This is a genomic window from Umezawaea sp. Da 62-37 (genome assembly GCF_032460545.1).
In the GTDB taxonomy this organism is placed as follows: Bacteria; Actinomycetota; Actinomycetes; order Mycobacteriales; family Pseudonocardiaceae; genus Umezawaea.
The window spans coordinates 11,436,332-11,461,820 of the sequence record NZ_CP135965.1; the positions used below are offsets into that span (position 1 = coordinate 11,436,332).

At 71.0% G+C, this 25,489-nt stretch carries 24 protein-coding genes; 13 read left to right on the forward strand and 11 right to left on the reverse strand.

Annotated elements, in window-relative coordinates:
- The first annotated feature begins 192 nt into the window (after positions 1-192).
- A complete protein-coding gene (locus RM788_RS51220; protein WP_315929081.1) occupies positions 193-2,943 on the forward strand; it encodes an ABC transporter substrate-binding protein in 2,751 nt (916 codons plus the stop codon).
- Between the two features lie 36 nt (positions 2,944-2,979).
- On the opposite strand, the gene RM788_RS51225 is transcribed toward RM788_RS51220, so the two are convergent.
- A complete protein-coding gene (locus RM788_RS51225; RefSeq protein ID WP_315929082.1) occupies positions 2,980-3,930 on the reverse strand; it encodes an NAD(P)-dependent alcohol dehydrogenase in 951 nt (316 codons plus the stop codon).
- A 128-nt stretch (positions 3,931-4,058) separates the two neighbouring features.
- On the opposite strand from RM788_RS51225, the gene RM788_RS51230 reads away from it, so the two are divergent.
- The 7 genes from RM788_RS51230 to RM788_RS51260 all read left to right on the forward strand — a co-directional run bounded on the left by RM788_RS51230 (position 4,059) and on the right by RM788_RS51260 (position 7,896).
- Positions 4,059-4,691, forward strand: coding sequence for a TetR/AcrR family transcriptional regulator (locus RM788_RS51230; protein ID WP_315929083.1), 633 nt, complete (start codon positions 4,059-4,061; stop codon positions 4,689-4,691).
- 93 nt (positions 4,692-4,784) lie between these two features.
- On the forward strand, positions 4,785-5,489 hold the full coding sequence (locus tag RM788_RS51235) for a TetR/AcrR family transcriptional regulator (protein ID WP_315929084.1): 705 nt from the start codon (positions 4,785-4,787) through the stop codon (positions 5,487-5,489).
- A gap of 14 nt (positions 5,490-5,503) precedes the next feature.
- Positions 5,504-6,637 (forward strand): FAD-dependent oxidoreductase, encoded by a 1,134-nt coding sequence (locus tag RM788_RS51240; protein ID WP_315929085.1) that lies wholly within the window; start codon positions 5,504-5,506, stop codon positions 6,635-6,637.
- On the forward strand, positions 6,634-7,341 hold the full coding sequence (locus tag RM788_RS51245) for an alpha/beta fold hydrolase (RefSeq protein ID WP_315929086.1): 708 nt from the start codon (positions 6,634-6,636) through the stop codon (positions 7,339-7,341). Before RM788_RS51240 ends, RM788_RS51245 begins: the two co-directional genes overlap by 4 nt.
- A gap of 46 nt (positions 7,342-7,387) precedes the next feature.
- Positions 7,388-7,498 (forward strand): NADPH-dependent FMN reductase, encoded by a 111-nt coding sequence (locus RM788_RS51250; protein WP_315929087.1) that lies wholly within the window; start codon positions 7,388-7,390, stop codon positions 7,496-7,498.
- On the forward strand, positions 7,495-7,653 hold the full coding sequence (locus RM788_RS51255; protein WP_315929088.1) for a hypothetical protein: 159 nt from the start codon (positions 7,495-7,497) through the stop codon (positions 7,651-7,653). The genes RM788_RS51250 and RM788_RS51255 overlap by 4 nt, the downstream gene beginning before the upstream one ends.
- Positions 7,654-7,734: 81 nt before the next feature.
- Positions 7,735-7,896, forward strand: coding sequence for a hypothetical protein (locus tag RM788_RS51260; RefSeq protein ID WP_315929089.1), 162 nt, complete (start codon positions 7,735-7,737; stop codon positions 7,894-7,896).
- Positions 7,897-8,059: 163 nt separating this feature from the next.
- Here RM788_RS51260 and RM788_RS51265 read toward each other — a convergent pair whose 3' ends face one another.
- The 3 genes from RM788_RS51265 to RM788_RS51275 all read right to left on the reverse strand — a co-directional run bounded on the left by RM788_RS51265 (position 8,060) and on the right by RM788_RS51275 (position 11,365).
- Entirely contained in the window at positions 8,060-9,580 is a 1,521-nt protein-coding gene (locus RM788_RS51265) for an alpha/beta hydrolase (RefSeq protein ID WP_315929090.1), read from the reverse strand.
- 94 nt (positions 9,581-9,674) lie between these two features.
- A complete protein-coding gene (locus RM788_RS51270; RefSeq protein ID WP_315929091.1) occupies positions 9,675-10,418 on the reverse strand; it encodes an SDR family oxidoreductase in 744 nt (247 codons plus the stop codon).
- A gap of 50 nt (positions 10,419-10,468) precedes the next feature.
- Complete coding sequence (locus tag RM788_RS51275; protein ID WP_315929092.1) at positions 10,469-11,365, reverse strand: RNA polymerase sigma-70 factor; 897 nt, start codon at positions 11,363-11,365, stop codon at positions 10,469-10,471.
- 137 nt (positions 11,366-11,502) lie between these two features.
- On the opposite strand from RM788_RS51275, the gene RM788_RS51280 reads away from it, so the two are divergent.
- Both RM788_RS51280 and RM788_RS51285 read left to right on the forward strand, forming a co-directional pair.
- On the forward strand, positions 11,503-12,000 hold the full coding sequence (locus tag RM788_RS51280) for a SigE family RNA polymerase sigma factor (RefSeq protein ID WP_315929093.1): 498 nt from the start codon (positions 11,503-11,505) through the stop codon (positions 11,998-12,000).
- A 9-nt stretch (positions 12,001-12,009) separates the two neighbouring features.
- Positions 12,010-12,840: a hypothetical protein gene (locus tag RM788_RS51285; RefSeq protein WP_315929094.1), complete on the forward strand. Its 831-nt coding sequence runs from the start codon at positions 12,010-12,012 to the stop codon at positions 12,838-12,840.
- Between the two features lie 36 nt (positions 12,841-12,876).
- Here RM788_RS51285 and RM788_RS51290 read toward each other — a convergent pair whose 3' ends face one another.
- Complete coding sequence (locus tag RM788_RS51290) at positions 12,877-14,823, reverse strand: glycoside hydrolase family 32 protein (RefSeq protein WP_315929095.1); 1,947 nt, start codon at positions 14,821-14,823, stop codon at positions 12,877-12,879.
- Positions 14,824-15,119: 296 nt separating this feature from the next.
- Here RM788_RS51290 and RM788_RS51295 point away from each other — a divergent pair, with 296 nt between their 5' ends.
- Genes RM788_RS51295 through RM788_RS51305 form a run of 3 tightly spaced genes read left to right on the forward strand, consistent with a single transcriptional unit; the run spans position 15,120 to position 17,973 of the window.
- On the forward strand, positions 15,120-16,178 hold the full coding sequence (locus RM788_RS51295) for a substrate-binding domain-containing protein (RefSeq protein ID WP_315929096.1): 1,059 nt from the start codon (positions 15,120-15,122) through the stop codon (positions 16,176-16,178).
- Positions 16,151-17,203 (forward strand): ABC transporter permease, encoded by a 1,053-nt coding sequence (locus RM788_RS51300; RefSeq protein ID WP_315929097.1) that lies wholly within the window; start codon positions 16,151-16,153, stop codon positions 17,201-17,203. Before RM788_RS51295 ends, RM788_RS51300 begins: the two co-directional genes overlap by 28 nt.
- Positions 17,200-17,973 carry an ATP-binding cassette domain-containing protein gene (locus tag RM788_RS51305; RefSeq protein WP_315929098.1) on the forward strand — a complete coding sequence of 258 codons (774 nt, stop codon included), beginning with the start codon at positions 17,200-17,202 and terminating at the stop codon, positions 17,971-17,973. Before RM788_RS51300 ends, RM788_RS51305 begins: the two co-directional genes overlap by 4 nt.
- Positions 17,974-18,332: 359 nt before the next feature.
- On the opposite strand, the gene RM788_RS51310 is transcribed toward RM788_RS51305, so the two are convergent.
- From RM788_RS51310 to RM788_RS51335, 6 genes are all read right to left on the reverse strand, one after another.
- Entirely contained in the window at positions 18,333-19,649 is a 1,317-nt protein-coding gene (locus RM788_RS51310; protein WP_315929099.1) for a glycosyltransferase 87 family protein, read from the reverse strand.
- A 216-nt stretch (positions 19,650-19,865) separates the two neighbouring features.
- Complete coding sequence (locus RM788_RS51315; protein ID WP_315929100.1) at positions 19,866-21,320, reverse strand: glycosyltransferase family 4 protein; 1,455 nt, start codon at positions 21,318-21,320, stop codon at positions 19,866-19,868.
- Positions 21,317-22,114, reverse strand: a complete 798-nt coding sequence (locus RM788_RS51320; protein WP_315929101.1) for a glycosyltransferase — start codon at positions 22,112-22,114, stop codon at positions 21,317-21,319. The genes RM788_RS51315 and RM788_RS51320 overlap by 4 nt, the downstream gene beginning before the upstream one ends.
- A 35-nt stretch (positions 22,115-22,149) precedes the next feature.
- Entirely contained in the window at positions 22,150-22,836 is a 687-nt protein-coding gene (locus tag RM788_RS51325; protein WP_315929102.1) for a transglutaminase-like domain-containing protein, read from the reverse strand.
- Positions 22,837-22,848: 12 nt separating this feature from the next.
- Positions 22,849-23,985: an acyl-CoA dehydrogenase family protein gene (locus RM788_RS51330; RefSeq protein WP_315929103.1), complete on the reverse strand. Its 1,137-nt coding sequence runs from the start codon at positions 23,983-23,985 to the stop codon at positions 22,849-22,851.
- Between the two features lie 35 nt (positions 23,986-24,020).
- Positions 24,021-25,466: an AMP-binding protein gene (locus RM788_RS51335; protein WP_315929104.1), complete on the reverse strand. Its 1,446-nt coding sequence runs from the start codon at positions 25,464-25,466 to the stop codon at positions 24,021-24,023.
- Between the last annotated feature and the right edge of the window lie 23 nt (positions 25,467-25,489).

Consider the following 25,489-nt stretch of genomic DNA (forward strand, 5'->3'; position numbering starts at 1 on the left):
GAGGCCCCGGCGTATCCGCATTCGTGCGGCGTCGAACCCCTACAAAGGTGTCGGAATGGGTAATTCTGCTTATCCGAAAACCGCAATGCTGCGGAATGGGTGGAATGCGACCACGGTGCGGGACAATGGCCCTTTTGTGGTCTACAGTCGCATTCCCCTTCGCGGATTCGGAACTCTTCCACTAGGAGACCGGTGATAGAGCACATCGCCACCGAGGGCGTTTCCTCACCGGAAGTGGTGGACGAACTCGTCAAGCTGTTGCAGAACCTCACCGAACGGCCCAGGTTCGGGGAGTTGCCCGGTGGCAGGCCGGGAGCGCGTGCCGGGGACAACCGGGGCGTCCCGCTCGTCTGCCTGGTGCGCGAACCCGCGTCCGCCGGTCTGCTCAGGATGTTGCGCGCGCACCTGCACGGCGCTCACCCCGGCCGGGTGCCCCACGCCTACCACTGCTTCCCCGACACCGACGAGACCGACGGGGCGGGCCCGGCGCCGTCGTCGCTGAAACGCGTCAGCGCGGTTCTCGTGAGCGTCGCGCGCGACCTCTCCTCGGGCGCGAACAGCCGGTACGGCCGTCACGGGTTCCCCCGCTTCGAACTCGTGTACTGGCTGATGAACCAGCCCGCCGGAGGCGATCACGAGTCCGGGGCGACCCTGTTCTCCAGGCTGCGCGAGCGGCACCTGAGCACGAACAGCGGTGACGATCTGATTCCCCGCGAGGCGCTGGAGACCGGCACGGCGGCGGCGCCGTGGTGGGTGCGGGTCGTGCTGAAGCTCGCGCCGTCGTTCTGGTTCCGGGCGAAGCTCGGCGGCCTGGCGCCGGGTGGCGAGTACCGGTGGCTGCTGCACCAGCCCTACCTCGCGCCGCACGATCCGGGCACCGTCGTCGGGTTCGCCGAACGCCTCGGCTCCGCGCTCGTGCCGGGCCAGGGCGCGGAGTCGCGCGAGGATCCGGGCCAGCTGGCCGCGCTGCTGGTCAACGCGTTCCTCGAGGACGTGCGGCAGACCTACCAGCGGTCCCTGCGACGGCTGCTCTCGGGACGGCGCACCGCGTACCCGGTGGTGATGCTGGACGGCATCCGCCGCGACAACGGCGGTTACGCGCTGCTGAAGCTGATCAACGACGTCCGCAACGACACCGGCGCGTTCGACCCGCTGGTCGTCATCAGCGGCAGCGAGAAGGTGCCGCCCGACGCCGCGGCCGTCGACGACAGGGCCCCGACCCCGGTGCTCCAGGCGAACCAGGCCTACGAGACGTGGACGCGGAAGCTCGCCACCAACAGCCGCACCCGGCGCCCGACCGCGTGGTTCCTGCCGCTGCGCGTACCGCCGGTCACCTTCGAGCCGGGGGAGGTGCAGCCCACGGCGACGCTGACCGTGCGCTCCGCGCCGCTGTGGTCGCGGGCGTCGGTCCTCACGGTCGTGGGCATCCTGCTGCTGGCCTCCGTCCTGGCGCTCGGGTACTGGCGCGTGGACTCCCTCCTGGAGGCGGCGAGCGTCGAGCGGGCGAACCACTGCGGTCGCGACAAGGCCGACCCGAACTTCTCGACGCTGCGGATGTTCGGCGGGGAATGCGTCGGGGTCAGCAGCGATGCCATCCCCGTGTTCGACAAGGTCGACGACGCGCGGGGGAAGAAGTTCGACAACGCCCAGAACAAGATCGCCGAGCAGAACAAGGCCGTGGTGAAAGCCCACGACGAGCATTCCGAGAGGCCGTACGCCACGGTTGTCTACGTCTCCGCTCTCAGCGGCCAGAGCGATGACCTGACGACGAACACCGCGCGGCTCATGGGTGTCGCCGCGAAGCAGGCCCAATTGCTGGAGCGCACCGGGAAAAGCGATCCGCTGGTCCGGGTGCTCCTGGGCAACGCGGGTCGGAAGATGCAGCACGGCGGGGAACTGGTCGACACGCTGCGGACCCTGGTCGAGCAGGACAAGAGCATCGTCGGGGTGCTCGGCATGGCGCAGAGCCGCAAGCCGACCCTGGACACCATCGCGAAGCTGGGCGACATCGGCCTGCCGGTCGTGGCCGCGACCCTGTCCGTCGACTCGATCCCGCTGAACTCCGCCCTGTACTTCCAGGTGTCGCCGAACAACGACCGCGAAGCGCAGGTCGCGGCGAGCTACGCGCGCGTGACCCATCCGGGGAAGACCGGGGCCGTCATCGTGCACTCCGACAGCGACGACGAGGCGCTGCGGGACACGTACTCGGTGAACCTCGGAGCGGATTTCGACGCCCGGTTCCGCAAGGCCGGGTTCGAGGTGGCGCAGGCGGTCTACAACACCGAGTCCGGTGTCGGGAAGGTGGACGTCCGGGAGATCGGCCAGGGCCTGTGCGGCTCCTCGCACCAGGACGAGGTCGTGGTCTTCGCCGGTCGCCCGGACGAGTTCCGCGGTCTGCTGGACGGCATCGCGAGCGCCTGCAAGGACGACGCCCCCGTGCTGCTCGCGGGGGACGACGTCATGAGGTACGTCGCCGACGGCCAACTGCGCGACCAGCACCCGGAGATCGCCTACGACGTCCTGTCGTTCGCCGTCGGCACCACGGCGTGCGAGAGGTCGACGGCCATGTACAAGACCATGGCGAGGATCTTCGACACGGTGTGCGAGGACCTCGTGGACTCCTCCCTCGGTGGCCAGTCGGAACTGGCCTTCGACACCCTCGAGGTGTACTCGCACGCCATGCTCCAGCTCAAGACGGCCACTTTCACCTCCGGGCACGTCTGGAAGGCCATCAGCGACATCGGGCGGCTCAGGGTGGAGGGCGCGGACCCCGGATTCGCCCCGCTGTCCGGGGAGAGCGGGGAGATCGCGTTCCTCGGTGGCCAGGTTCCGCACGAGAAGCGGATCTCGGTGATCCACGTCGACAAGTACCAGGCGCCGGTGCTCGTGGTGACGTGCGAACCGGACAGCGCCGACGACCGCTGCCGCGCCCCCGAGCAGTAGCGGGCTCCGAGCCGTCGAGATCATCGACGCCGCCGGTCACACCACCCGCACCACGTGCTTCCCCCGGACCCCGCCCGCCTCCAGCGCCCGGTGCGCCCCGGCGATGTCGGCCAGCGGGCGGGTCGTGTCGACGGCGGGTCGGAGGGCGCCGGACTCCACGTACGCCGTCAGGTCCCTGAACAGGTCGTGCCGGGGGTTGCCGCTGAAGAACCGCACCCGCCGCGAGCCGAACACGACCGACCCCAGGATGTACGCGACGGTCGCGGGGGAGTCGAAGGCGATCGACACCATTCGTCCGCCCGGCCCCAGCAGGCGGCGGTAGGCGGGCAGGGAGGAGCCGGCGGTGTCCATGACGACGTCGAACGAGCCCAGTTCGGCGGGGCCGGTGGTGGCGTAGTCGAACGCCTCGTCGGCCCCGAGGTCGTGGACGAGGTCGAGGTTCTTCGCGCTCGCCAGCGCGGTCACGTGGGCGCCCATCGCCTTCCCCAACTGCACGGCGACGTACCCGACGCCGCCCGCGCCACCGCGCACCAGCAGGCGCTCGCCGGGCTTGAGGCGGGCCTTGTCGCGCAACGCGGTGATGGCGGTGGTGCCCACCGGCAGGGCGGAGGCCTCCACCAGGTCGAGCCCCCGAGGGCTGCGCGCGACCTGCCGGACGTGGACGGCCACGAACTCCGCGGCCGAGCCGAACCGCCCTCGCGGCAGGCTGCCCCACACGTGAGCGCCGACCTCCGGGCCGCGGCCCGTGGCGGCGGCCTGGACGACCTCGCCCGCGAAGTCGATGCCGATGCGCTTGGGGAATCGTCGACCGAGCAGGATCCCGAGCCGCCCCCGCCGGGCGTACAGCTCACCGCCGTTGACGCTGGTCCCGTGCACCCGCACCAACACCTCGTCGGCCTTCGCCACCGGCACCGGGACCCGCCCCTCGTAGAGCACCTCCGGCGCCCCGTACCGGTCGAACAAAGCCGCACGCATCTCGCCCGCCACTACCGTCCTCCTGCTCGAAGAAACTCAACTGGAGGACCGCCTCCACTTGATCGTCACGCTATCCGGGCAAACGGAGGGTGTCATCCGTTTGCCGTAAAGTGAGAGGTGCGAGCACCGAGGCCTCTCAAGTGGACACCCTCCGCGTCGACGCCAGGAATAACCGCGACCGCATCGTCGAGACCGCGAGGAGGCTCTTCGCCGCCCGCGGTCTCGACGTGACGCTGACCGAGATCGCCCGCCGGTCCGGTGTCGGCATCGCGACCCTCTACCGCCGGTTCCCGACGAGGGAGGCGCTGGTCAGGGAGGCGTTCGCCGAGCAGTTCGCCCTGTGCTCCTCGGTCGTGCACGACGCGCTGGACGACCCCGACCCGTGGCGCGCCTTCTGCTCGGTCGTCGAGGAGGTGTGCGTGATGCAGGCCGAGGACCGGGGGTTCACGGCCGCGTTCGTGTCGGCGTTCCCGGACGCGATCCCGATCGACCACGAGCACATCCACGTCGAGAGCGGGTTCGCCGAACTGGCGCAGCGGGCGAAGGACGCCGGGAAGCTGCGGGCCGACTTCGGGGCGGACGACCTCGCGCTGCTGCTCATGGCCAACAGCGGGATCGTGGCGAGGTCGCCCGAGGCCGCGGTGGCCGCCTCCCGACGGCTGGTCGCGTTCCTGCTGCACTCGTTCCGGGCGGACCTCGTCGATCCCGACGTCCCCCTGCCCCCGGTCGCGCCGCTGGACCTGCGGCACGTGGTCTGCCCGCCCGGCGACTGATCCAACGGCAAGGCCGAGCGGTGTGACCAGCTCCATCACGAACACGTTCGCTACGAACTTGTTCGGAACGAACATGTTCGTTAGCCTCGTGCCATGGCACTTTCCCCGGAGGGACCACGCAGTCGTCGGGAACGCCCGGCGAAGCCCGCGCTCTCCCGCGAGGGGATCGTCTCCCTCGCGGTCGACCTCGTGCGGACCGAAGGGCTGAAACGGGTCACGATGCGCAGGCTGGCGCAGGAACTCGACACCGGCGCGGCCTCGCTCTACGTCTACGTCCGCAACACCGCCGAGCTGCACGCGGCGGTGCTCGACGAGCTGCTCGGGTCGGTCGACCTGAGCCCGGTCACCTCCGAGGGCGACTGGCGCGACCGGTTGGCCGAGGTCGTCTCGTCCTACACCTGGCTCCTCTTCCGCCATCCCGGCCTCGCGCAGTCCGCGTTGGTGGCCCGGCCGTCGGGGGACAACTACCTGTCGCTCGTCGAAGCCATGCTCGCGCTCCTCGACGAGGGCGGCGTCCCGTCCGGTCAGGCGTCGTGGGGAGTCGACGTGCTGATGCTGCACTCCACCGCGAGCGCCGCCGAGCACAGTTCCGACGACAAGGACGAGACCGAGGACGCGAGTGCCTGGGAAGCGCTTACCGGCAAGGTGCTCAACGCCTCCGCCGAGACGCACCCGCACGTCGCCGCGATCGGCGCCGATCTGCTCGCCGGTCCGCCGACGGCGCGCCGCTCCTGGATCCTGCGCGCGTTGATCAACGGGATCGCGACCACGCCCAGGACCGAACTCGACCCCCACTGAGGGAGAACACGACCATGTCCGCACACCACCCGATCGCCATCGTCGGCGCAGGCCTCGGCGGTCTCGCGCTGGCCAGGATCCTGCGCCTGAACGGGATCGAGGCCGCAGTCTTCGACCTCGACGCCTCGCCGACCGCCCGCACCCAGGGCGGCATGCTCGACATCCACGAGGACTCCGGCCAGGTCGCCCTGCGCGCCGCCGGTCTGTTCGACGAGTTCACGGCCGCCGTCCACCCCGGCGGCGAGGCGACCCGCGTCCTCGACAAGTCCGCCACCGCCCTGCTGGACGAACCGGGTGACGGCGACGACCGGGGCAGGCCCGAGGTGAACCGCAGGGCGCTCCGCGACATCCTGCTCGCCTCCCTGCCCGACGGCGCGATCCGCTGGGGCGCCAAGGTCACCGGTGTCCGGTCGCTGGGCGACGGCCGCCACGAGCTGGCGTTCGCCGACGGCCCGGTCGTCACCACCGACCTGCTGGTGGGGGCCGACGGCGCCTGGTCGAGGGTGCGGCGGCTGCTCACCGACGCCACGCCCGTCTACTCGGGGCTGTCCTTCGTGGAGGCGAACCTGCACGACGCGGACGCCCGCCACCCCGGCGCCGCGGAGGTGGTCGGCGGCGCGATGCTGTTCGCACTGGGCGAGGACAGGGGTTTCCTCGGCCACCGCGACCCCGACGGCGGCCTGCACGTCTACTGCGCGCTCCGCACGCCCGAGGGCTGGGCGGCCGACTTCGTCGACTCCCCGGAGGCCAGGGCCGAGCTGCTGACCCGCTTCGAGGACTGGGACGACCGGTTGCGCTCGCTGGTCACCGACGCCGACGGCGCCCTGGTGGCGCGACCCGTGCACGCGCTGCCGATCGGCACCAGGTGGGAGCGCGTGCCGGGCGTGACGCTGATCGGCGACGCCGCGCACCTGATGTCGCCGTTCGCCGGGGAGGGCGCCAACCTCGCCCTGTTCGACGCGAGCGAGCTGGCCGTCGCGCTCGTCGGGCACCCCGGTGACGTGGAGAAGGCGCTGGCGGTCTACGAGGAGTCGATGTTCCCGCGCGCCGAGCGGTCCGCGCGCGACTCGGTCGAGGGTCTCGACCTGTGCTTCCGGGCCGACGCCCCGCACGGCCTGGTCGCCGTCTTCCAGGGGGCGGGGCAGTGACGACCAGCGTGCTGAAGATCCACGACGACCTCGCGCTGACCGTCACCGAGACGGGCGAGGGCATGCCGTTCCTGGTGCTGCACGGCGGTTCCGGTCCATTGAGCACGGCCCCGGTCGTCGACCACTACGCCGCGACGCACCGCGTCCTGGCGCCCGTGCACCCCGGCTGGGACGACACGCCGCGGCCCGAGTGGTTCAGCGGTGTCGACGACCTCGCGACCACGTACCTGGACCTGCTGGAGGACCGGGGACTGGACGACGTCACCGTCCTCGGCGGTTCCTTCGGCGGTTGGGTCGCCGCGGAGATGGCCGTGCGCGACCGCTCGCGGCGCATCGGCCACCTGGTGCTGGTGGACGCCATCGGCCCGCGGATCCCCGGTGTCGAGGTCGGGGTGCCCGCGGGTCCGCCGCCCGGTGCGGGAGGACCTCCGGCGGCCGCCATGGCGGCGGTGCGCGCCTACGCCGGGCCGACGATGTCGGACCCGAAGCTGCTGCGCCGCCTGGCCCGCGTCGACACGCCGACGCTGGTCGTGTGGGGCGAGGACGACCGCGTCGTCAGCCCCGACTTCGGCCGGGCCTTCGCGGCCGCGTTCCCCGACGCCCGCTTCGAGCTGATCCCCGGCGCGGGCCACGTGCCCACGCGGGAGGCGCCGGAAGCCGTGTTCGCCGCCGTCGACGCCTTCCTCACCGCGGAGACCACTTGAGCACACCCGGCGGTGGGCGGAGACCGTCGCGGAGTACGACGGGTTCGTGTTCGTCACGCCGGAGTACGACCACGCGATGCCCGGCGCGCTGAAGAACGCCCTCGACCGCGTGTACCGGGAGTGGAACGACAAGGATCCCTCCGAGTCGCCGACGTGAGCGCGCAGGTCGAGCTGACCTTCCCAGGCGACTTCGTGAACCGGGACGAGTTCGCCCCGTCCGAGCGCCAGGCGGCCGCGCTCACCACGACGCTGGACCAGCCGGTCGCGTGGAGCACCGCGCTCGCCCCGCTGCGCGCCGGGGCCGCCGTTTAATCGGATGCGCGCTTCCGGTGTTGTGCGCGAGAATGGATCAGGTCGAACAACCCGCGTTTCCTTCGAGTGAGAGGAGGGTTGATGTCCGATCCCGTCACCGTCAACATGCACTGGATGCTGACGCACAAGAGCCGGTCCCAGATCCGGGCCGAGGAGGAGTCGGCAGGCCGCTTGGCCGCTGCCGTGTCAGGGCGTCTCAAGCGCACCCGTGAGGCTCTGAGCAGGGTCTTCCTCGAGCAGTAGGGTCGTCGGTCGGCGCCTGGGGGCGTCGACCGGACGTAATCCTGGCGAATTTCCGGGAATACGGGTTCCCGCAATTGGTCCGCGCACTCGTCGAGAGGCGCGCCATGAGGCGTGCGGCGGGGAGAAATCCACATCTCCCCGCCGCACGCGTATCCGGAATTCGTCAGGCCGCGAAAGGCGCGTGGTCGATTCCGCACGTCGTGCCGACCGCGGGCAGGGTGCCCGAGATCAGGTACTCGCGCTTCGCGCGCTCGGCGCACGCGGAGTGCACCAGCATCGTGCTGTGGCCGGAACCCTCGACCGTGAGCACGCGGGTGCGGGCCAGTTCGGCCGCGCCGTCGAGCGCGCCGTGCAGCGGCGTCGACGGGTCATAACGGTTGTTGATCACCAGGATCGTCGCGGACGTGACCTTGTTCCACGGGCCGGTGTACCGGTCGGCGTCGGCGCGCCGCCAGGTCGCGCACGCCATCATGTCGAACACCGCGATCCGGCCCCAGTACGGCACGCGCTGGTCCTCGGAGGCGCCGTACTGCGTGTAGACCGACCGCGTGCGCGGGAACGTGCTGTCGGCGCACTGGATCGCGTTGAACGCCTCGGTGCGGTTGCTGGTGTACGGCTCGCCCGCCACCAGCGTGCGCGCGGCCGGGGCGGTGTAGAGCGCCTGCAACGTGCTCGCGGTGTCCTTCCACACCTCGGGCGTGGCCAGGTCGCCGTTCACCCTGGCGATCAGCGCGACGTAGTCGTAGGTCTCGCCGTTCACCGTGATCGGCGCGGCCTTCACCCGTGCCACCAGCGAAGCCCACTTGGCGTTCAGGTCACCGCCCGCGAACGCGCAGTCCGCGCCCGGCGCGGCGCACTGCCGCAGGAACGAGGCGAACGTCTCCGCGGCACCCCGCGGCACGTCCTGCCGGGTGTCCAGCGGCACGGTCGCGCCCTGGTTGCCGTGTCCGGTGGCGTTGCCCTCGAAGTCCATCGAGCCGTCGAACGCCATGGCGCGCACCCGGTTCGGGTACAGGTTCGCGTACACCGCGCCGAGGTGCGTGCCGTAGGAGATGCCGTGGTAGGTCAGCTTCGCGTCGCCGACCGCGCGGCGCAGCAGGTCGAGGTCCCGCGCCGTGTTCGCGGTCGACACGTGCTCCAGCAGGCTGCCGCTCTTCTCCGAGCAGCGCCGCGCCAGCTCGTCGTACCCGGCGTAGAACGCGGGCTCGTCCGCCGCGGTCGCCGGGAAGTCCCGGAGGCCGCCGAGGAACGCCTGCTGCTCCGCGACGCTGTCGAAGCACCGCACCGTCGCGCTGGCGCCGATGCCCCTGGGGTCCCAGGACACCAGGTCGAACCGGGCCCGCAGCTCGGCGGAGAACAGCCACGTCCACTGGCCGCGTTCCCGCAGCCGCTGGAGCCCGGACGCGCCGGGCCCGCCGAAGTTCACGAACAGCGTGCCGATCCGGTGGGCCTGGTCGGTCGCGGGGAGCTTGATCAGGGCAAGGGAGGTCTGCGTGCCGGCAGGCTGGTCGTAGTCCAGCGGCACCCCGGCCGTGGAGCACTGGAAACCGTCCGCGCAGTCGGTCCACGAGAGCACGGGGGTGGGGACCTGATCGGTACCGGCGATCGCTTGCGGTGTCGCGGTGAGCAGCGCGCACACCACACCCGTCACGGCGGCGAGAACCGTCCATCGAGTTGTCTTCACCGCGCGAATACGCACGGGGGCGGCGATCGGTTGCCTTGATCATCCGGCCGACTTCGGACGGTGGCCCGCACACCCGCGGGCCACCGCCGGCAGGTCAGTTCTCCTTGAGCCAGTCGGCGAACCGGGTCGCGCCGAGCAGCGCGTCGCCCGCGGGGACGAGCGTGCGCTCCTCCAGCTGGGCGCCGAAGTACCCCGCCTTCGGGTCGGCGACCACCTCGCGCGGGTCGTGCCGCGCGGTGAGGCCGTCGCGGATGAAGTCGTCGAGGCGGAACACCTCGGGCCCGGCGATCTCGACCGTGCCGTCGAGCGGCGCGCCGACGGCGACCCGGCCCAGCGCCGCGGCGACGTCGTCGCCCGCCATGGGCTGGATCAGCACGGGGGAAAGCCTGACCTCGTCCCCGACCGTGCCGACCTGGGCGATGCCGCCGACGAACTCGAAGAACTGGGTCGCGTGCACGATCGAGTACGGGATCCCGGCCGCCCTGATGATCTCCTCCTGGGCCGCCTTCGCGCGGAAGTAACCGCTTTCCGGCCACCGCCCCGTGCCCACGACCGACAGCGCCACGTGGTGTCCCACGCCCGCCGCCGCCTCGGCTGCGAGCAGGTTCCGGGTCGACGTCCGGAAGAACTCCAGCACGGCCGCGTCCTCGAACGACGGCGAGTTCGACACGTCCACCACCACCGACGCCCCGTCGAGCACCTCGGGCAGCCCGGCGCCGGTCGTCGTGTCCACCCCGGAGCTTGGCGAGGCCGCCACCGCCTCGTGCCCCTGGCCCGTCAGCCCGGCGACGAGCTTCGACCCGATGAGCCCGGTGCCGCCGATGACCACGATCTTCATGATGTCCTCCGCCTGTGTGCGATCCGATCACCGCTATGACCGGACAGCCCTCAGATCTGTGACACGGCCGTCGAGATCGTGCGGAGCTTGGCCGGGTTCATCACCCACATCAGCCGCCCGACGCCCTCGGCGGACGCGGTGAGCGTCACCAGCGCGAACACCTCGCCGTCCCGCGCGACCAGCACCGACGCCTGCCCGTTCGCCTCGACCCAGGTGAGCGAGGCACCCGTCCAGAACGGCTTCGCGAACGCGGCCACGTACCTCGACACGTGCGTGCGGCCGACCACCGGGATCCGCGACGCGCGCACGGCGCCGCCGCCGTCGGAGTAGCTGACGACGTCGGCGGCCAGGATCTCCTCCAGCGCCGCCAGGTCGCCCTGCTGCGCCGCCGCGAGGAACGCCGTCAGCAGCCGCCGCTGCTCCGCGGACCCGACGGGCTCCCGCCGCTCCGCGTTGACGTGCTTGCGCGCCCGGCTGACCAGCTGGCGGGCGTTGGAGTCCTTGACCCCGACGACGTCGCCGATCTCGGGGTAGGAGTAGTCGAACGCCTCCCGCAGCACGTAGGCCGCGCGCTCGGTCGGGGTGAGCCGTTCCAGCAGCACCAGGATCGCGAACTCCAGCGCCTCGCCGCGCTCGGCGCCCAGCGCCGGGTCGGCGGCGGTGTCCACCGGCTCGGGCAGCCACGGCCCGATGTAGGTCTCGCGGCGCGCGCGGGCGGACTGGGCGGCGTTGATCGCCAGCCGGGTCGTCGTGGTGGCCAGGAACGCGGGCGGGTTCAGCACCGCGGCGCGGTCGCAGGCCTGCCACCGCAGCCAGGCGTCCTGCACGACGTCCTCGGCCTCCGCCGTGGTGCCGAGCATCCGGTAGGCGATGCCGAACAGCCTCGGGCGGACGCCCGCGAACACCGCGGCCGCGTCGTCTAGGTCGGCCTGGGGTCCGGTGGGCACGCACGCCACCCTATCCACCCGCGACGCCGCGACCGGGCCCTCGGGCCGTCCACCCATCGGGTGGATTCGAGGCGACTCAACCCCGGAGGGGGTCGGCTCCGTTCACCAGGTGTGGCCGGACAACGCTGGAGGTCTGCTTGAAGCGCTCGGACGAAGCCGAGTACCGGGACTACGTCACGGCCAGGATGGACGTCCTGCGGCGCACCGCGTACCTGCTGTGCCGGGACTGGCACCTGGCCGACGACCTGGTGTCGATCACCATCACCAAGCTCTACCGGCACTGGCTGCGCGCCAAGGGCATGGACCACCTCGACGCCTACGTGCGCCGGGTCCTGTTCCGCACCTGGCTGGACGAGAAGGAACGGCCGTGGCGGCGCGAGGAACCCGCCGGGGAGATGCCCGATGTCGCCTCCGCGGCGGCCGCGGGCATCGAGGACCGCGACGGGCTGCTGGACCTGCTCGCCGCGCTGCCTCCGCGCCAGCGGGCCAGCGTCGTGCTGCGCATGTACTGCGACCTCTCGGTGGAGAGCACCGCCGAGATCCTCGGCTGCTCCACCGGCACCGTGAAGAGCCACACCGCCCGTGGGCTGGCCGTGCTGCGGGCGAGGGCCGTCGCGGCCCACGTCACCGACTGAGGGAGAGAGATGGACAAGACGCTGTTCGACGAGGCCATCGGCACCGTGCCCCCGTCCACCGTGGACGTCGAGGGCGTCATCGCCCGGCAGCGCCGCGTGGAGCGGTTCCGGCTGTCGGCCCATCCCTGGACCTCCGCGGCCGCGGGCATCGCCGTCGTCGCGTTCGGCGCGGCCGCGGTGCTGACGCCGGGAAGCACGACCGGGGCGGCTGTCGGCCCACCGGAGGACTGCGGGAGCCTGCTGCCGACCACGCCCCCGCTCGCCGAGGACGAGACGGCCGTGTCGACCAGGCTGTCCCACGTGTTCGCCGACGCCGTGGAGGGCACGCTGCCGCAGGGGATCGCCTACGGCCCGACCTCGGCGGCCGACTACCCCGTGGGCACCAGGCACCGGCCGCTCGACTTCTACCACGCCTTCTCGCCCGTCGAGGAGAACGACATGGGCGGGTGCGGCGGGGGCGAGGACCACTTCGCCGCCGGGGCCTCGCTGATCGGCGACGGGATCAACGGCAACGTCCTCGCGGTGGTCGGCCGACTCGGCGGCCACGCCAAGCCCAAGGCGGAGTGCGGCACCGGGTCCGTGGAACTGACCCTGTGCGAGCGGAGCACGCGCCCGGACGGCGCCGTCGTCGTGATCACGACGATCGGCGGCGCCACCGGAGTGCGGACCTTCCGCGCGGACGTGACCAAGCCCGACGGGACCGGTGTCGTCGTGCAGTCGGCCAACGTCACGACGGACAGCAAGAGCGCGGCGCGGCCCGAAGCCGTCGCGCCGCCGCTCACGCACGAGCAGCTCGTCCGGTTGGCGCTCGACCCCGGCCTGACCCTCTACCCCCGGTAGTCCGGGGGTGGTCCGGTCGCGGCCGGGCCACCCCGCTCAGGACAGCCGGACGTTCTGGAACTGCGACGTGGAGTTGTACACGTTGAGCCCGAACCTGCCGGACGGGTACTGGGCGTCGGTGGCGTCGATGACGGGGTTGGCGCCGTTGTCGAGGTGCACCTTGATGTTCGCCCCCTTGGTGACGACCTTCAGGTGGTGGGTGCTGCCCTGGGCGATCGCGACCGGGAAGGTGGCGATGTCGCGTCCCGGCCGCCACAGCTTCACCACGCCCGCGCCGCTGTCGACGTTGGCGGTGTACCCGGCGCCCTGCTGGTCGGCGCGGAACGTGATGCCCGCGGCGACGCCGTTGACCAGCTTGACGTCGCCCTCGTAGGTGAAGTCCGCGCCGGTGTGGTCGCTGAGGTAGAACGCGTCACCGGTGGAGGCACCCTGCTTCCCGGCGGTGACGTCGGTCCACAGGCCGCTGGCGGCCCGCCACTGGCCGGGCAGGTTGTGCAGCAGGGTCGGTTCGCCGAGGCCCCAGGCGGGGGCGAGCTCGTGGACGTCCAGCGACACCACCCGCACGTCGCCCTCGGAGAACAGCGCCAGGCCTCGGCTGTCCGAGCGCTGGTCGAAGACGGGGTTGTCGCTGCGGGAGAACAGGCCGTCGTTGCCGAACACCTCCAGCTGCGCCCGGTCGACGAGCATCCGCACCTTCACCCGGTTGCCCACCGGGGGCAGGGGAGTGCCCATCAACGTGCCGGCGCGCGCGTCGTAGGCCACCTCCGCGCCGTTCGTGCCGTCGGGGCGGACGTCGAGCCGGAATCCGAAACGGGCGGTCGAAGCTTTCAGTTCGAATTCCGCCTCGACCTCGTAGGTCTCCACCGATTGGGACTTCAGCAGCGTCGCGGCGGCCGCCGGGGTCAGATCCAGACCGCGGAACGACGACGTGCGATATCTCAATTGGCCGATCGCCGGAATCGGGTTCCTGGTGATTCTCGGCCCGTTGTTCGTCGTTCGCAGTCCCAGCGTCGCGGGGAAACTCGCATTGCCCGTCCAGGACGCGCCGTGATTACCGGGCATCCACGCCATTTGGACCACTTGGCCCTGCGGCATGTTCGAGAACACCTGGGCCGCGTAGAACGATCCACCGGGATCGGCGCGGCCGTGGTCCATTCGCTGCGGGCCGGTCCAGTCGGTGCGGAACGTGGAACCGTCGAAATCGCCGATGACGTATTCCGAGGTGGCGGTGGTCAGAACCCATTTCACCCTGGACGCGTCCCCGTCGACCGGAAGGGGGAAGAAGTCGGGGCATTCGTACACCCAGTTCGCGGCGAACCTGCTGCGGAACGTCCAGTCGCGCAGGTTCGGCGAGCTGTAGACGTTGACCCCGCGGCCGCCGTCGTCGGACCAGACGACCATCGTCCACCGGTTGCGCGCGGCGTCCCAGAGCACCTTGGCGTCTCGGCTGGTGCCGCCGGGGCGGACCACCGGCGTGCCGCCGTCGTAGGTCTGGAACGTCCGTCCGGCGTCGTTGCTGTAGAACATCGTGACGCCGTTCGTGCCCGAGAACACCACCAGCGGGTCCTCGGAACCGGTGCGCAGACCCGAGGTGTTGGCCGAGTCGACGACCCCGGCGCCGGACCACAGGTCACCGGGGTGGATGCCGGGTTCGAGCGCGATCGGCTTCTGCGTCCAGTGCACCAGGTCGGTGCTGGTCGCGTGGCCCCAGTGCATCGTGTCCCAGGCCAGCCCATGCGGGTTGTGCTGGTAGAAGAAGTGGTAGGTGCCCTTGTAGTAGAGCAGTCCGTTGGGGTCGTTCATCCAGCCCGACTGCGAACTGAAGTGGAACTGCCCGCGGTACGGCTCGCTGTAGGTCGTCGGCGGGTAGGGGAAATCCGATTGCACGGGTGCCGCGGCCGACGGTTCTCCCGGCGCGGTCGCCAAGGCGATGGAGGTCGTGAGCACCAGGAGTGCGGCGGGCAAGCGCTGGACAGCGGTCACGGGCACCGGCCTCCCTCGACAGGGCGGGATATTCCGCTTTGCTACAGCCATGTGACGGCAACGGGCAAGACGTGAGACCGAATCTGTCCACAATCGGCCTGTTCCCGGCCAATTCCGGCCTTCCGTACCGCCGAGTGGACGAATTCTTATCGGCGGTCCCCCGACGCGTTGCTTTTGGGTAACGGCGCTTGTCCTGGAGTCCGGGTGTGCGAAACATTCTGGCGAGCTCGAATACGCCTGGTTGGCGGATTGGTCGACGAATTCCGCAGGCGTCGGACTACGTTCGGGAGGCGAAGATGTCCAAGCAGGTGCGCGGGCGGTCCAGGAGCGCGGTGGTGGTGGTGGCGGTGTCCGTGCTGGTGGCGGCGGTCGGATGCGGCGGGGGCTCATCCAGCGGCGGTGGTGGCGACGTCCTGGTCGGACTGGTCACCAAGACCGACACCAACCCGTTCTTCGTGAAGATGAAGGACGGGGCGCAGCAGGCCGCCGGGACGACCGGGGCGAAGTTGCAGTCGTTCGCCGGCAAGCAGGACGGCGACAACCAGTCGCAGGTGGACGCGATCGAGAACCTGATCGGCGCGGGCGCCAAGGGCATCCTGATCACGCCGAACGACTCCAAGGCGATCGTGCCCTCGGTGGACAAGGCCCGCCAGGCCGGACTGCTGGTCATCGCGCTGGACACCCAGCTGGAACCCGCCGACGCCGCCGACGCGACGTTCGCGACCGACAACTTCCAGGCGGGCCTGCTGATCGGCCAGTGGGCGAAGACCACGTTCGAGAAGTCCGGCAAGCAGCCGAGGATCGCGCTGCTGGACCTCAACCCGAACCAGGTCTCCGTCGACGTGCAGCGCGACCAGGGCTTCCTCCAGGGCTTCGGGGTCGACGTCAAGGACAAGGCCCGCATCGGCGACGAGTCCGACCCGCGGATCGTCGGCCACGACGTCACCGACGGCGCTCCCGAGGGCGGTCGCACGGCGATGGAGAACCTGCTGCAGAAGGACTCCGGCGTCAACCTCGTCTACACGATCAACGAACCCGCCGCGGCGGGCGCCTACGAGGCGCTGAAGGCGGCGGGCAAGGAGAAGGACGTCGTCATCGTGTCGGTGGACGGCGGCTGCCCCGGCGTCGGCAACGTCAAGTCCGGCGTCATCGGCGCCACGTCGCAGCAGTACCCGCTGAAGATGGCGCAGATGGGCGTGGAGGCGATCTCGAAGTTCGCCAAGGACGGGACCAAACCCGCCAACACCGAGGGCAAGGCCTTCGTCGACACCGGCGTGAACCTGATCACCGACCAGCCCGCCGCGGGCGTGGAGTCCAAGGACTCCGCGTGGGGCCTAGAGAACTGCTGGGGCTGAGCGCCATGACGACCACCACCGGGAACCCGGTCGGTGAGGAGCACGTCGCGCGGTCACCGCTGTCGCGGTTGCAGCACCTGCTGCACGCGCAGGCCACCATCGGCCCCGCGGTCGTGCTGCTCATCGCGATCATCGTGTTCGCCCTGCTGTCCGACCGCTTCCTCCAGCCCGCCAACATCTCCCTGGTCCTCCAGCAGGTCGCCGTCGTGGGCACGCTCGCGGTCGGCCAGACCATCGTCATCCTCACCGCCGGGATCGACCTGTCCTGCGGCGCGATCATGGTGCTCACGTCCATCGTGATGGCCAAGATCTCCGCCGAGACCGGGCTGCCCGGCGTCCCCGCGCTCATCCTGGGGTTCCTGGTCGGCACGGTGTGCGGGCTGCTCAACGGCCTGCTCGTCACCCGGCTCAAGCTGCCGCCGTTCATCGTCACCCTCGGCACGCTGAACGTGTTCTTCGCCCTGAACCTCTGGTACTCCCACAGCGCGACCATCCGCGGCACCGACATGCCGAGGCTGCTGCTGTGGACCGGCGAGACGTTCACGGTCGGCGGCACGCGGGTCACCTACGGGTCGGTCATCATGGTGCTGCTGGTCGCGGCCATGGCGTTCGTGCTGAAGAACACCGCGTGGGGCAGGCACGTCTACGCCACCGGCGACGACCCGGAGGCCTCGCGGCTGTCCGGCATCCGCACCGGGCGCGTGCTGTTCAGCGTCTACGCCACGGCGGGCGCGGTGTACGCGCTGGCGGCGTGGATCCTCATCGGCCGCATCGCCTCGGCCAGCCCGCAGGCGGGCCAGTTCGAGAACCTCGACTCCATCACCGCCGTCGTCATCGGCGGCACCAGCCTGTTCGGCGGCCGCGGCGCGATCGTGGGGTCGCTGATCGGGGCCCTGATCGTCGGGGTGTTCCGCAACGGCCTCGCGCTGGCCGGGGTGGACGTGCTGTGGCAGACCTTCGCCGTCGGCGTGCTCATCATCGCCGCGGTCTCCATCGACCAGTGGATCCGGAAGGTGAAGCCGTGACCGAGCCGATCCTGCAAGCCAAGGGGCTGGTCAAGCGGTACGGCCGGGTCACCGCGCTCGCGGGCGCGGACCTCGACCTGCTGCCCGGCGAGATCCTCGCGGTCATCGGGGACAACGGAGCCGGGAAGTCCAGCCTCATCAAGGCTTTGTGCGGCGCGGTCGTGCCGGACGAGGGCGAGATCCTGCTCGACGGGCGACCGGTGTCGTTCTCCTCGCCGGTGGACGCGCGGACGGCGGGCATCGAGACCGTGCACCAGACCCTGGCGGTCGCGCCGTCGCTCGACATCGCCGCGAACCTGTTCCTGGGGCGGGAGTTGCGCCGGAAGGGCGTGCTCGGGTCGGTGCTGCGGATGCTGGACCGCACCAGGATGCGCGACGAGGCCAAGAAGCAGTTGGACGCGCTGGGGATCATGACGATCCAGAACCCCGGTCAGGCCGTGGAGACGTTGTCGGGCGGGCAGCGGCAGGCCGTGGCGGTGGCTCGGGCGGCGGCGTTCGGGAGTCGGGTGGTGATCATGGACGAGCCGACCGCGGCGTTGGGGGTTCGGGAGTCGCGGGCGGTGTTGGACCTGATCCTGCAGGTGCGGGAGAGGGGGTTGCCGGTGATCCTGATCAGCCACAACATGCCGCATGTGTTCGAGGTGGCGGATCGGGTGCACATCCAGAGGTTGGGGCGGCGGAAAGCCGTGGTGGATCCGAAGGGGATCTCGATGTCGGATGCGGTGGCGATCATGACGGGGGCTATGGAGGTGCCGGAGGAGGCGGTGTGATCGGGGTGGGGGCTGGGTGTGGGGTTGGTGGGCTGCGTGTGGTGTCGGGACTGTTGGGCAGCCTGCTCAAAACCGGTCATCGGTGCCCATGGTCTCCGGGTGCGGCCGATTTGACTTGGGGCCCCTCTTTTTGGCCCTGCGGGCCCAAAAGGGGCAGGGGTGAAAAGCCTGCCCGCTGAGCGAGTGTAGGGCCAAAAACCCCAAGTCAAATCGGCCGCACAAGAAGCGGGCGCGCTCGCTTTGCTGGTGCTGGTGCTGGTGCTGGTGGTGTTTGGGCTTGTGCTTGTGGTGGTGCTTGTGGTGCTTGCTTGGTCTTCCGGGGGCCGGAGCCCGGTGGAGGGCTCCGGCGCCGGTGTGGGTCAGCCGACCATTTCCCTGTCTTCCGAGGAGCGGCGGGCCTGCGGGATGATTGCGATTTGTTGCGGGACGGAGCCGTCCGGGGCGGGCTTGACCGGGGGGAAGTTCCGGCGGACCCAGAGCGGGCCCAGCAGGAGGAGGAGCAGGCCGGTGACGGGGAACAGGGACGCGATGACCTGCTGCCACACCGCGAGGTCCATGGGGCGGGGCGGGGATTCCTGGATGCCGACGATCATGAAGACGCGGACGGTGAAGACGACCGCGAGCACGGCGGTGCCGAGGGCGACTCCGATGGCGCGCTTCTGGTAGGCCCAGACGGCGAGCCAGATCATCAGCGGGATGACGTAGACCCAGTGGTGCTCCCAGCTGACGGGGGAGACGAGCAGGCCGGTGATGGCGGCGGCGGAGAAGCCGAGGAAGTCGGCGCCGCGGCGGAACGCGAACGTGGCGACGAACAGGCCGTAGAAGGCGACCAGGCCGAGGAGCGCGAACCACCAGGGGGCGAACACGTCGGTTTGCAGCACCCTGGACATGGCGCCGACCATCGACTGGTTGGGGGTGTCGAACACGCCGCCCGCACGCGAGGCGTGCAGCACGAGGCCGCCCCAGTAGGTCGCGGAGTCCGACGGCTTGATCAGGAAACCGACCGCCACGGTGCCGAGGAAGGCCAGGAGCGCGGTGCGGGCGGCCTTCCAGCGCCTGGTGAACACCAGGTACCCCACGAAGATCAGCGGCGTGACCTTGAGGCCCGCGGCGATGCCGATGCCGATCCCCATCCACTTGCCGAACGGCTTGCGGAAGTCGAGCAGCACCAGCAGGAGCAGGAACATGTTGATCTGGCCGGCGATGAGCTGCACCCGCACCGGCAGGAGCCACGCGGTCAGCACGAGCAGCACGACGGTGAGCGCGACCTTCGCGCGGCTGTCGCGGATGCCCGCGATGCCGAGGGTGATCCAGACGACCGCGCCGAGTGCCATCAGCGAGATGGCGTTCCACACCAGGCTGGCGGCGCCGATCGGCAGGAACGACAGCGGCACGAAGAACAGGATCGCGGTGAGCGGTGGGTACATGTACGGCATCGGGCCGTACAGCGGGGACTGGACGACCAGCTCGTAGAGCGACTGGCCGTCGCGCACGGTCTGGCCCGCGGCGAGGTAGACCTTCAGGTCGACCGTCCACCGCAGACTCCAGTAGGGGTCGCGCAGGAACACGTAGGAGGCGATCATCGCGAGCACCACGGAGGTGATCACGACGGCGGCCGTGACGATCACCCGCGGTCCGAAGCGCGGGGGCGCCACCGGGGAACTGGACGTGGACATCGAAACTCCAATCGGCGGATGTCCCGGTCTTCGGGCCGGGTGGGAGCGGATCCGCGGAGGGGTCGGGGCGGCTGGGTCCGAAGTGGACGGACTACTTCGGTCTTCTTCGATGGGGCGGGTGTGGTGGAGCCGGTGTACCCGTACCGCTGCTGTCCCTCCGCCAGGGGAAGGGGCCGATCCCGTCGTCGGTGGCGCGGGATTCGGCCGGGGAGATCGTCACCCCCTCGACATGCGGGTGAACGACGCGGCCGGGCGGGTCGGAGGGGCCGCCTCCCCGGTGAGGGAGGCGGGCAGGGCGCGGGGGCCGACGAGCAGGTCGTCCCGGCTCGCCAGGCTGATCCGGGCGTCGGGGACACCGAGGCGGTCGAGCACTCCGAGCGCGTCGAACTCGTCGCACCCGTTGAGCAGCACGCCGACCTGGCCGTCCGCGACGACGACCTCGTCGGTCGCGCGGAGCAGCCCGGCGGACATGGGCGCGGCACCCTCGGGGAACCGCACCAGCGTCGCGATGTCGGACCGCGCGTACCGGCGCTGCGCCACGCCCGCGCGCTTCGAGCGCACGGCGCCGATCTGGTGGGTCATCACGTCGGCGAGCAGCCGGGCGGCGCGGTCCCAGTCGAAGCGGTCGGCCCACGCCCGGCACACCTCGGCGGTGCTCCCGGCCAGCACGGGATCGGTGAGGTCGGCGAGCACCCCCTCGACGGTGTCGCCGAGCCGGTCGGCGGCCTCGACGACCCGACCGGTCCGGCCGTCCCGGATGAAGTCGCGCACCCCAGGCGCGGCGAGGCACACGTGCGGGACGCCGTGCGCCGCCGCCTCGACCACGGTGCAGCCGCACGCGTCGGCGGTGGCCGTGGACACGGTCAGCCAGGCGCGGCGCAGCCAGGTCCGGCGGACCTCTTCGGGTTGGCGACCGTGCAGGGTGACCGAGGCGGCGACACCGACGTCACCGGCGAGCCCGCGCAGCCTGCACAGCTCCGGGCCCTCGCCGAGGATCTCGACCCGCAGGCCGGGCACCCGAGCGATCACCGGGGCGAGCTTGGTCAGCAGCAGGTCCAGCCGCTGTTCGGGCACCAGCGGCGCCACGACCACGATCGTCGGCTGTGCGGTCCGCTCCGCGCGGCCCCCCTCCGGCGTGGTGCCTGGGGGAACGACGAAGATCGGGCCCCGGAAACCCAGGTGGCGCCTCAGTTCGTGGCGCGAGGACACCGACGGCACGGCGATCGCCCGGTCGCCGCGCGTCCAGCGGGCGAGCGGCCCGGCCAGGAAGCGGCCGACGGCGCTCGTGGGGGAGAAGCGCTGCGCGGGAGCCAGCCGCGGAACGCCGTGCACGACCTGCACGACGGGCACCCGCCTGCCGGTGATCACCGACACCGCGAAGCACATCCGGCTCGTGCCGTCGACCACGGCGTCGTAGCGGGCGCCGCGGCGCAGCAGCTTCAGCGCGGTGCGCGGGAACATGCCCCACGAACCGCCGGAGCGCAGCACCTCGATGCCGTCGACGAGCTCGCGCGACGGGGCGCCGGGCGGGCGGGTCACCACCCAGGTGACCTCGGCGCCGTCGACCACCCAGCGCCTGGCGATCTCGTGCAGGTACCGCTCGGCGCCACCGGCGCTCGGGTGCCGCACGTCCCACCTGCTCACGACCAGGATCCGGCGGACGGCGCTCATGGCAGGTCCGCCCGGTACAGCCGGAGCAGGTCGGCGAACGCGGCCCGGCCGTCGTGCACCGGGCGGAACGTCGAGCGCTCGTCGTCGGTCCAGGCCACCGCGATCTCCGCGATGCGCCCGCCCGCCAACCGGATCTGCCGCAGCAGTTCGACGTCGAACGCGAAACCGCTGACCCGGCAGCGGACCAGGGCGCGCTGCACCGCCTCGCGCTCGAACACCTTGAAACCGCACTGGGTGTCGTGCACCTCGGGCACCAGTGGCCGGGCGAGCATCCGGAACGCCGCCCCGCCCATCCGCCGCCCCACGGGCTGCGGGTGCACGAACCGGGCGCCCGGCGCGTGCCGGGACGCGATGGCGGCCGCGGCACCGGTCCGCAGCTCGGCCATCACCCTGGTCAGCGTCGCGATCGGGGTGGACAGGTCCGCGTCGACGAACCCGACGAAGCGGGACGTGCTGCTGCTCAGGCCCCGGCGCACGGCGGCGCCCTTGCCGGGACGCGCGCAGCCGATGGCGGTCACGTCCACGCCGCGGCGGTCGGCCGCGGCGACGACGGCGGTGGTCTCGTCGGTGCTGCCGTTGTCGACGACGACCACCCGCGACCGCCAGTCCTGGTCGGCGAGGAAGTCGACCAGCGCCCGCAGCGTGTCCGGCAGCCTGCCCGCCTCGTTGAACGCGGGCACGACCAGCTCCAGGTCCACCGGGACGCGGGCGTGCGGGACGTGGTGGACGACGGGGGACTCCGTCCGCTGACCGGGGACGGTGTGGGTAACGGGATCGGGATTCTCTCTCTTCATGGCCAAGCCTCCGGGCGGGACGGGTTGTCGGCGGGTCACGCCCTGGCGGCGTCGAGCACGAGCGAGCCCTTGGCCGTGGTGTCGCGGCTCTCGAACAGGCGCGGGTGCGCCTCCCGGATGCCGTTGACGACCATGTCGTAGGGGACGTCGTCGAAGTCGCCGTGCGCGCGCAGGAACTCCATGTGCTGGCGGCCGTTCTCGTCGAACGGGTGGTACATGCTGTCCGTGCGGCCGTCGAACTCCAGCGGCTTGATCTTGTAGAGCTTGCACAGCATCTTGTTGAACACCGGCGTCGCCCTCACCCACTTGCCCTCGAGGAACACCGTCGTGAGGCTGTGGAAGGTGAACACCTTGCCGCCCATCAGCTCCTCCAGCCGCGGCGAGGCCAGGTGGTTGCGGACGTCGCCGTAGTAGATCCGGCTCGGCACGCCGACCGCGCGCACCGCCGCGGCGTACACGATGGACTTGTGGACGCAGAAACCCATGCCGCGCTTGATGGTCGAGCTGGCCTTGAGGCCGTCGCGGGACATGTCCGCCCCGTAGACCTCGTAGTGGATGCCGTCGCGCACCGCGTAGTAGAGCGCGAGCGCGCGGTCGACCTCGGACATGCCCTCGACCCCGTTCGGCAGGGCCTTGGCGACGAAGTCGCGCACGGTGTCGCTGCCGTGGTCGAGGAACTCGGTGGCGTCGAGCAGGGTCGAGTCGACGGAGTGGACTGTCATCGGAATGTCTCCTCAGAGGCCGATCATGCTGGCGATGCGCTGTCGCTGGATGTCCGAGGTCCCGGAGTAGATCGTCCCGGCGACCGCGTTGCGCAGGTCCTTCTCGAGGCCGTACTCGGCCGTGTAGCCGTACCCGCCGAAGACCTGCACGGCGGCCAGCGCGGAGCTCACGTTGCCCTCGCTGGTGATCAGCTTGCTGATCGCGATGTCGACGGTGACGTTCTCGCCGTTCTGGAGCCGCTCGGCGGTGTCGTAGAGCCACTTCCGCGAGTTCTCCACGGCGATCTTCATCTCGACGATCTTGTTGGCCACCGACTGGTACTGCCCGATCGGCTTGCCGAACTGCTTGCGGCTGTTGGCGTACTCGACGCACCGCTCAAGCCGGTGCCGCATCTCGCCCGCGTTGATGACGAAGGAGCAGAGGATCTCCCACTTCATCACGTGGTCGAGGATGAGGAACCCGGCGCCGACCGAGCCCAGGACGTTGGCCTTGGGCACCCGGCAGCCGTCGAGGAACAGCTCGCACAGCGGTGACGTGCGCAGGCCCATCTTCGCGATCGGCTTGCCGACCGACAGGCCCGGTGTGTCGCGGTCGACCAGGAACGCGGTGATCGCGGCGGGGCTGCCGCGCTTGCCGGTGCGGGCGTAGACGACGAACACGTCGGCGATGGGTCCGTTGCTGACGAACGCCTTGCTGCCGTCGAGCACGTAGTCGTCGCCGTCGGGGGTGGCCGAGGTGCGCATCGCCATCACGTCGGACCCGCCCTCGGGCTCGGTGATGGCGTGCGCGCCGATCGCCGTCCCGTCGCAGATCCGCCGCAGGTAGCGGTCCTTGAGGTAGTTGGACCCGAAGCGCTGCAACGGGACACCGGCGCTCACCACGTGGGTGGACGTGGAGAAGTTCAGCCCGCCGTCGCGGCAGCCGTACCCCAGCCCCTCCAGCACGTACATCGTGGTGAGCAGGTCCTGGCCGAGCCCTCCCCACTCGGGGTCGAAGGGCAGTCCCAGGAGTCCGGTCTCGCGGACGCGCTTCCACGCGTCGTCACCGAACTCCCCTCGGCCGTCCCGTTCGACGTGGTCCTTGCTGAGCACGTCGCCCAGGTTCTCGATCGCGGCGCGCAGTGCGCGCTGGTCCTCGTTCCACAACATGTCCGACACCTCCGGTTAGTGGGCGGAATCGACCGTCACGAGGCCTTGCTGACGTTGTGCCGCAAGGAGTTCCGGTCGACCTTGCCGGTCGACGTGCGCGGCAGCGCGTGGTCGACTATCTCGATCACGCCGGGGATCGCCGTCCTGGGCAGACCCGCGGCGCAGTGGACGCGAAGCTGGAGGCTGTTCACCGTGGACCCCGCCCGGCGGCGGATCACGGCGTGCAGCACGTTGCCCGCGGTCTCGTCGGGCACCGCGATCACGGCGGCCTCCGACACCTGCGGGTGGGCCAGGACGACCTGCTCGACCTCCTGGAGGTTGGTCCGCACCCCGCGCACCTTCACCTGGTGGTCGTTGCGCCCCAGCAGGAACACGAGCCCCTGCTCGTCGCGGCGCACCAGGTCGCCGGTGCGGAAGTAGCCGTCGTGCCACTTCTCGCCGTTGAGGCGCCGGTCGAAGTAGCCGCGGGACCGGAACGGCGTCGACACGACGAGTTCGCCGGTCCCGGCGCCGGTCAGCACGTCGCCGGAGTCGGCGACGACGAGCGCGTGCACGCCGTCGATCGGCATGCCGATCGGGACGACGCCGTGGACGGCGACCTCGGCGGGCACGACCTCGTGCAGGAAGCTGTCGTTGGTCTCGGTGCACCCGTAGACGTTCCACATCCGGGCGTTGGGGAACGCGGCGGCGACCCGGTCGAGCAGGTTCGGCGGCATCGCGTCCCCGGTGAAGATCAGGTTCCGGACCTCGGGGAACACCCGTCCGGCCGCCGCCTCGACCACGAGCCGGAAGAACATGGGCACGGCCTGCACCACGGCGGGCGCGCGCTCGGCGCACAGCTCTGCCAGGTGGGCGCCGTCGACCGCGCGTTCCGGTTCGACGAGCTCCGCGCAGGCGCCCACCGACAGCGCGGCCCACACGTCGAGCAGGCACAGGTCGAAGTTGAGGGGGGCGTAGTTCAGCACCCGCGTGCCCGGCCCGATGTCGAACTTGGCCGCGGCCCAGGACAGGAAGCTGTCGACGCCCTCGGCGGACAGGACCACCATCTTCGGCGTCCCCGTCGATCCGGACGTGGTCAGCACCAGCCCCGGCTCGGCCAGGTAGGCGGTGCGCCCGCCGTTCTCGGTGCGCGTCGCGGTGGCGGGCTCCTCCTCGGAGGCGCTCAGCACGTGGGTGCAGCCGAGCTGCGCGCACAGGTCGGCCAGCGCCGCCTGGCCGAGCCCGGTGGAGGGCAGCAGCACCTGCATGCCCGCGCGGACGCAGGCGATGACCAGGGCGATGGTGTGCGGCGACTTCCTGGCCGGGACGCAGACGGGGACCCCGTCGCCGATCCCGAAGGCGGTGAGGGACTCGTGGGCGGATTCGACCATCTCCGCGAGATCCGCGTAGTCGACGACGCGGTCGCCCCAGGACAGGGCTGGCGCGTCCGGCCGCGTCCGCGCCATCTCGGCGAACGCGGTCACGAAGGAGGTGGACGGCATCGGATTCCCTTCTGACGGCACGG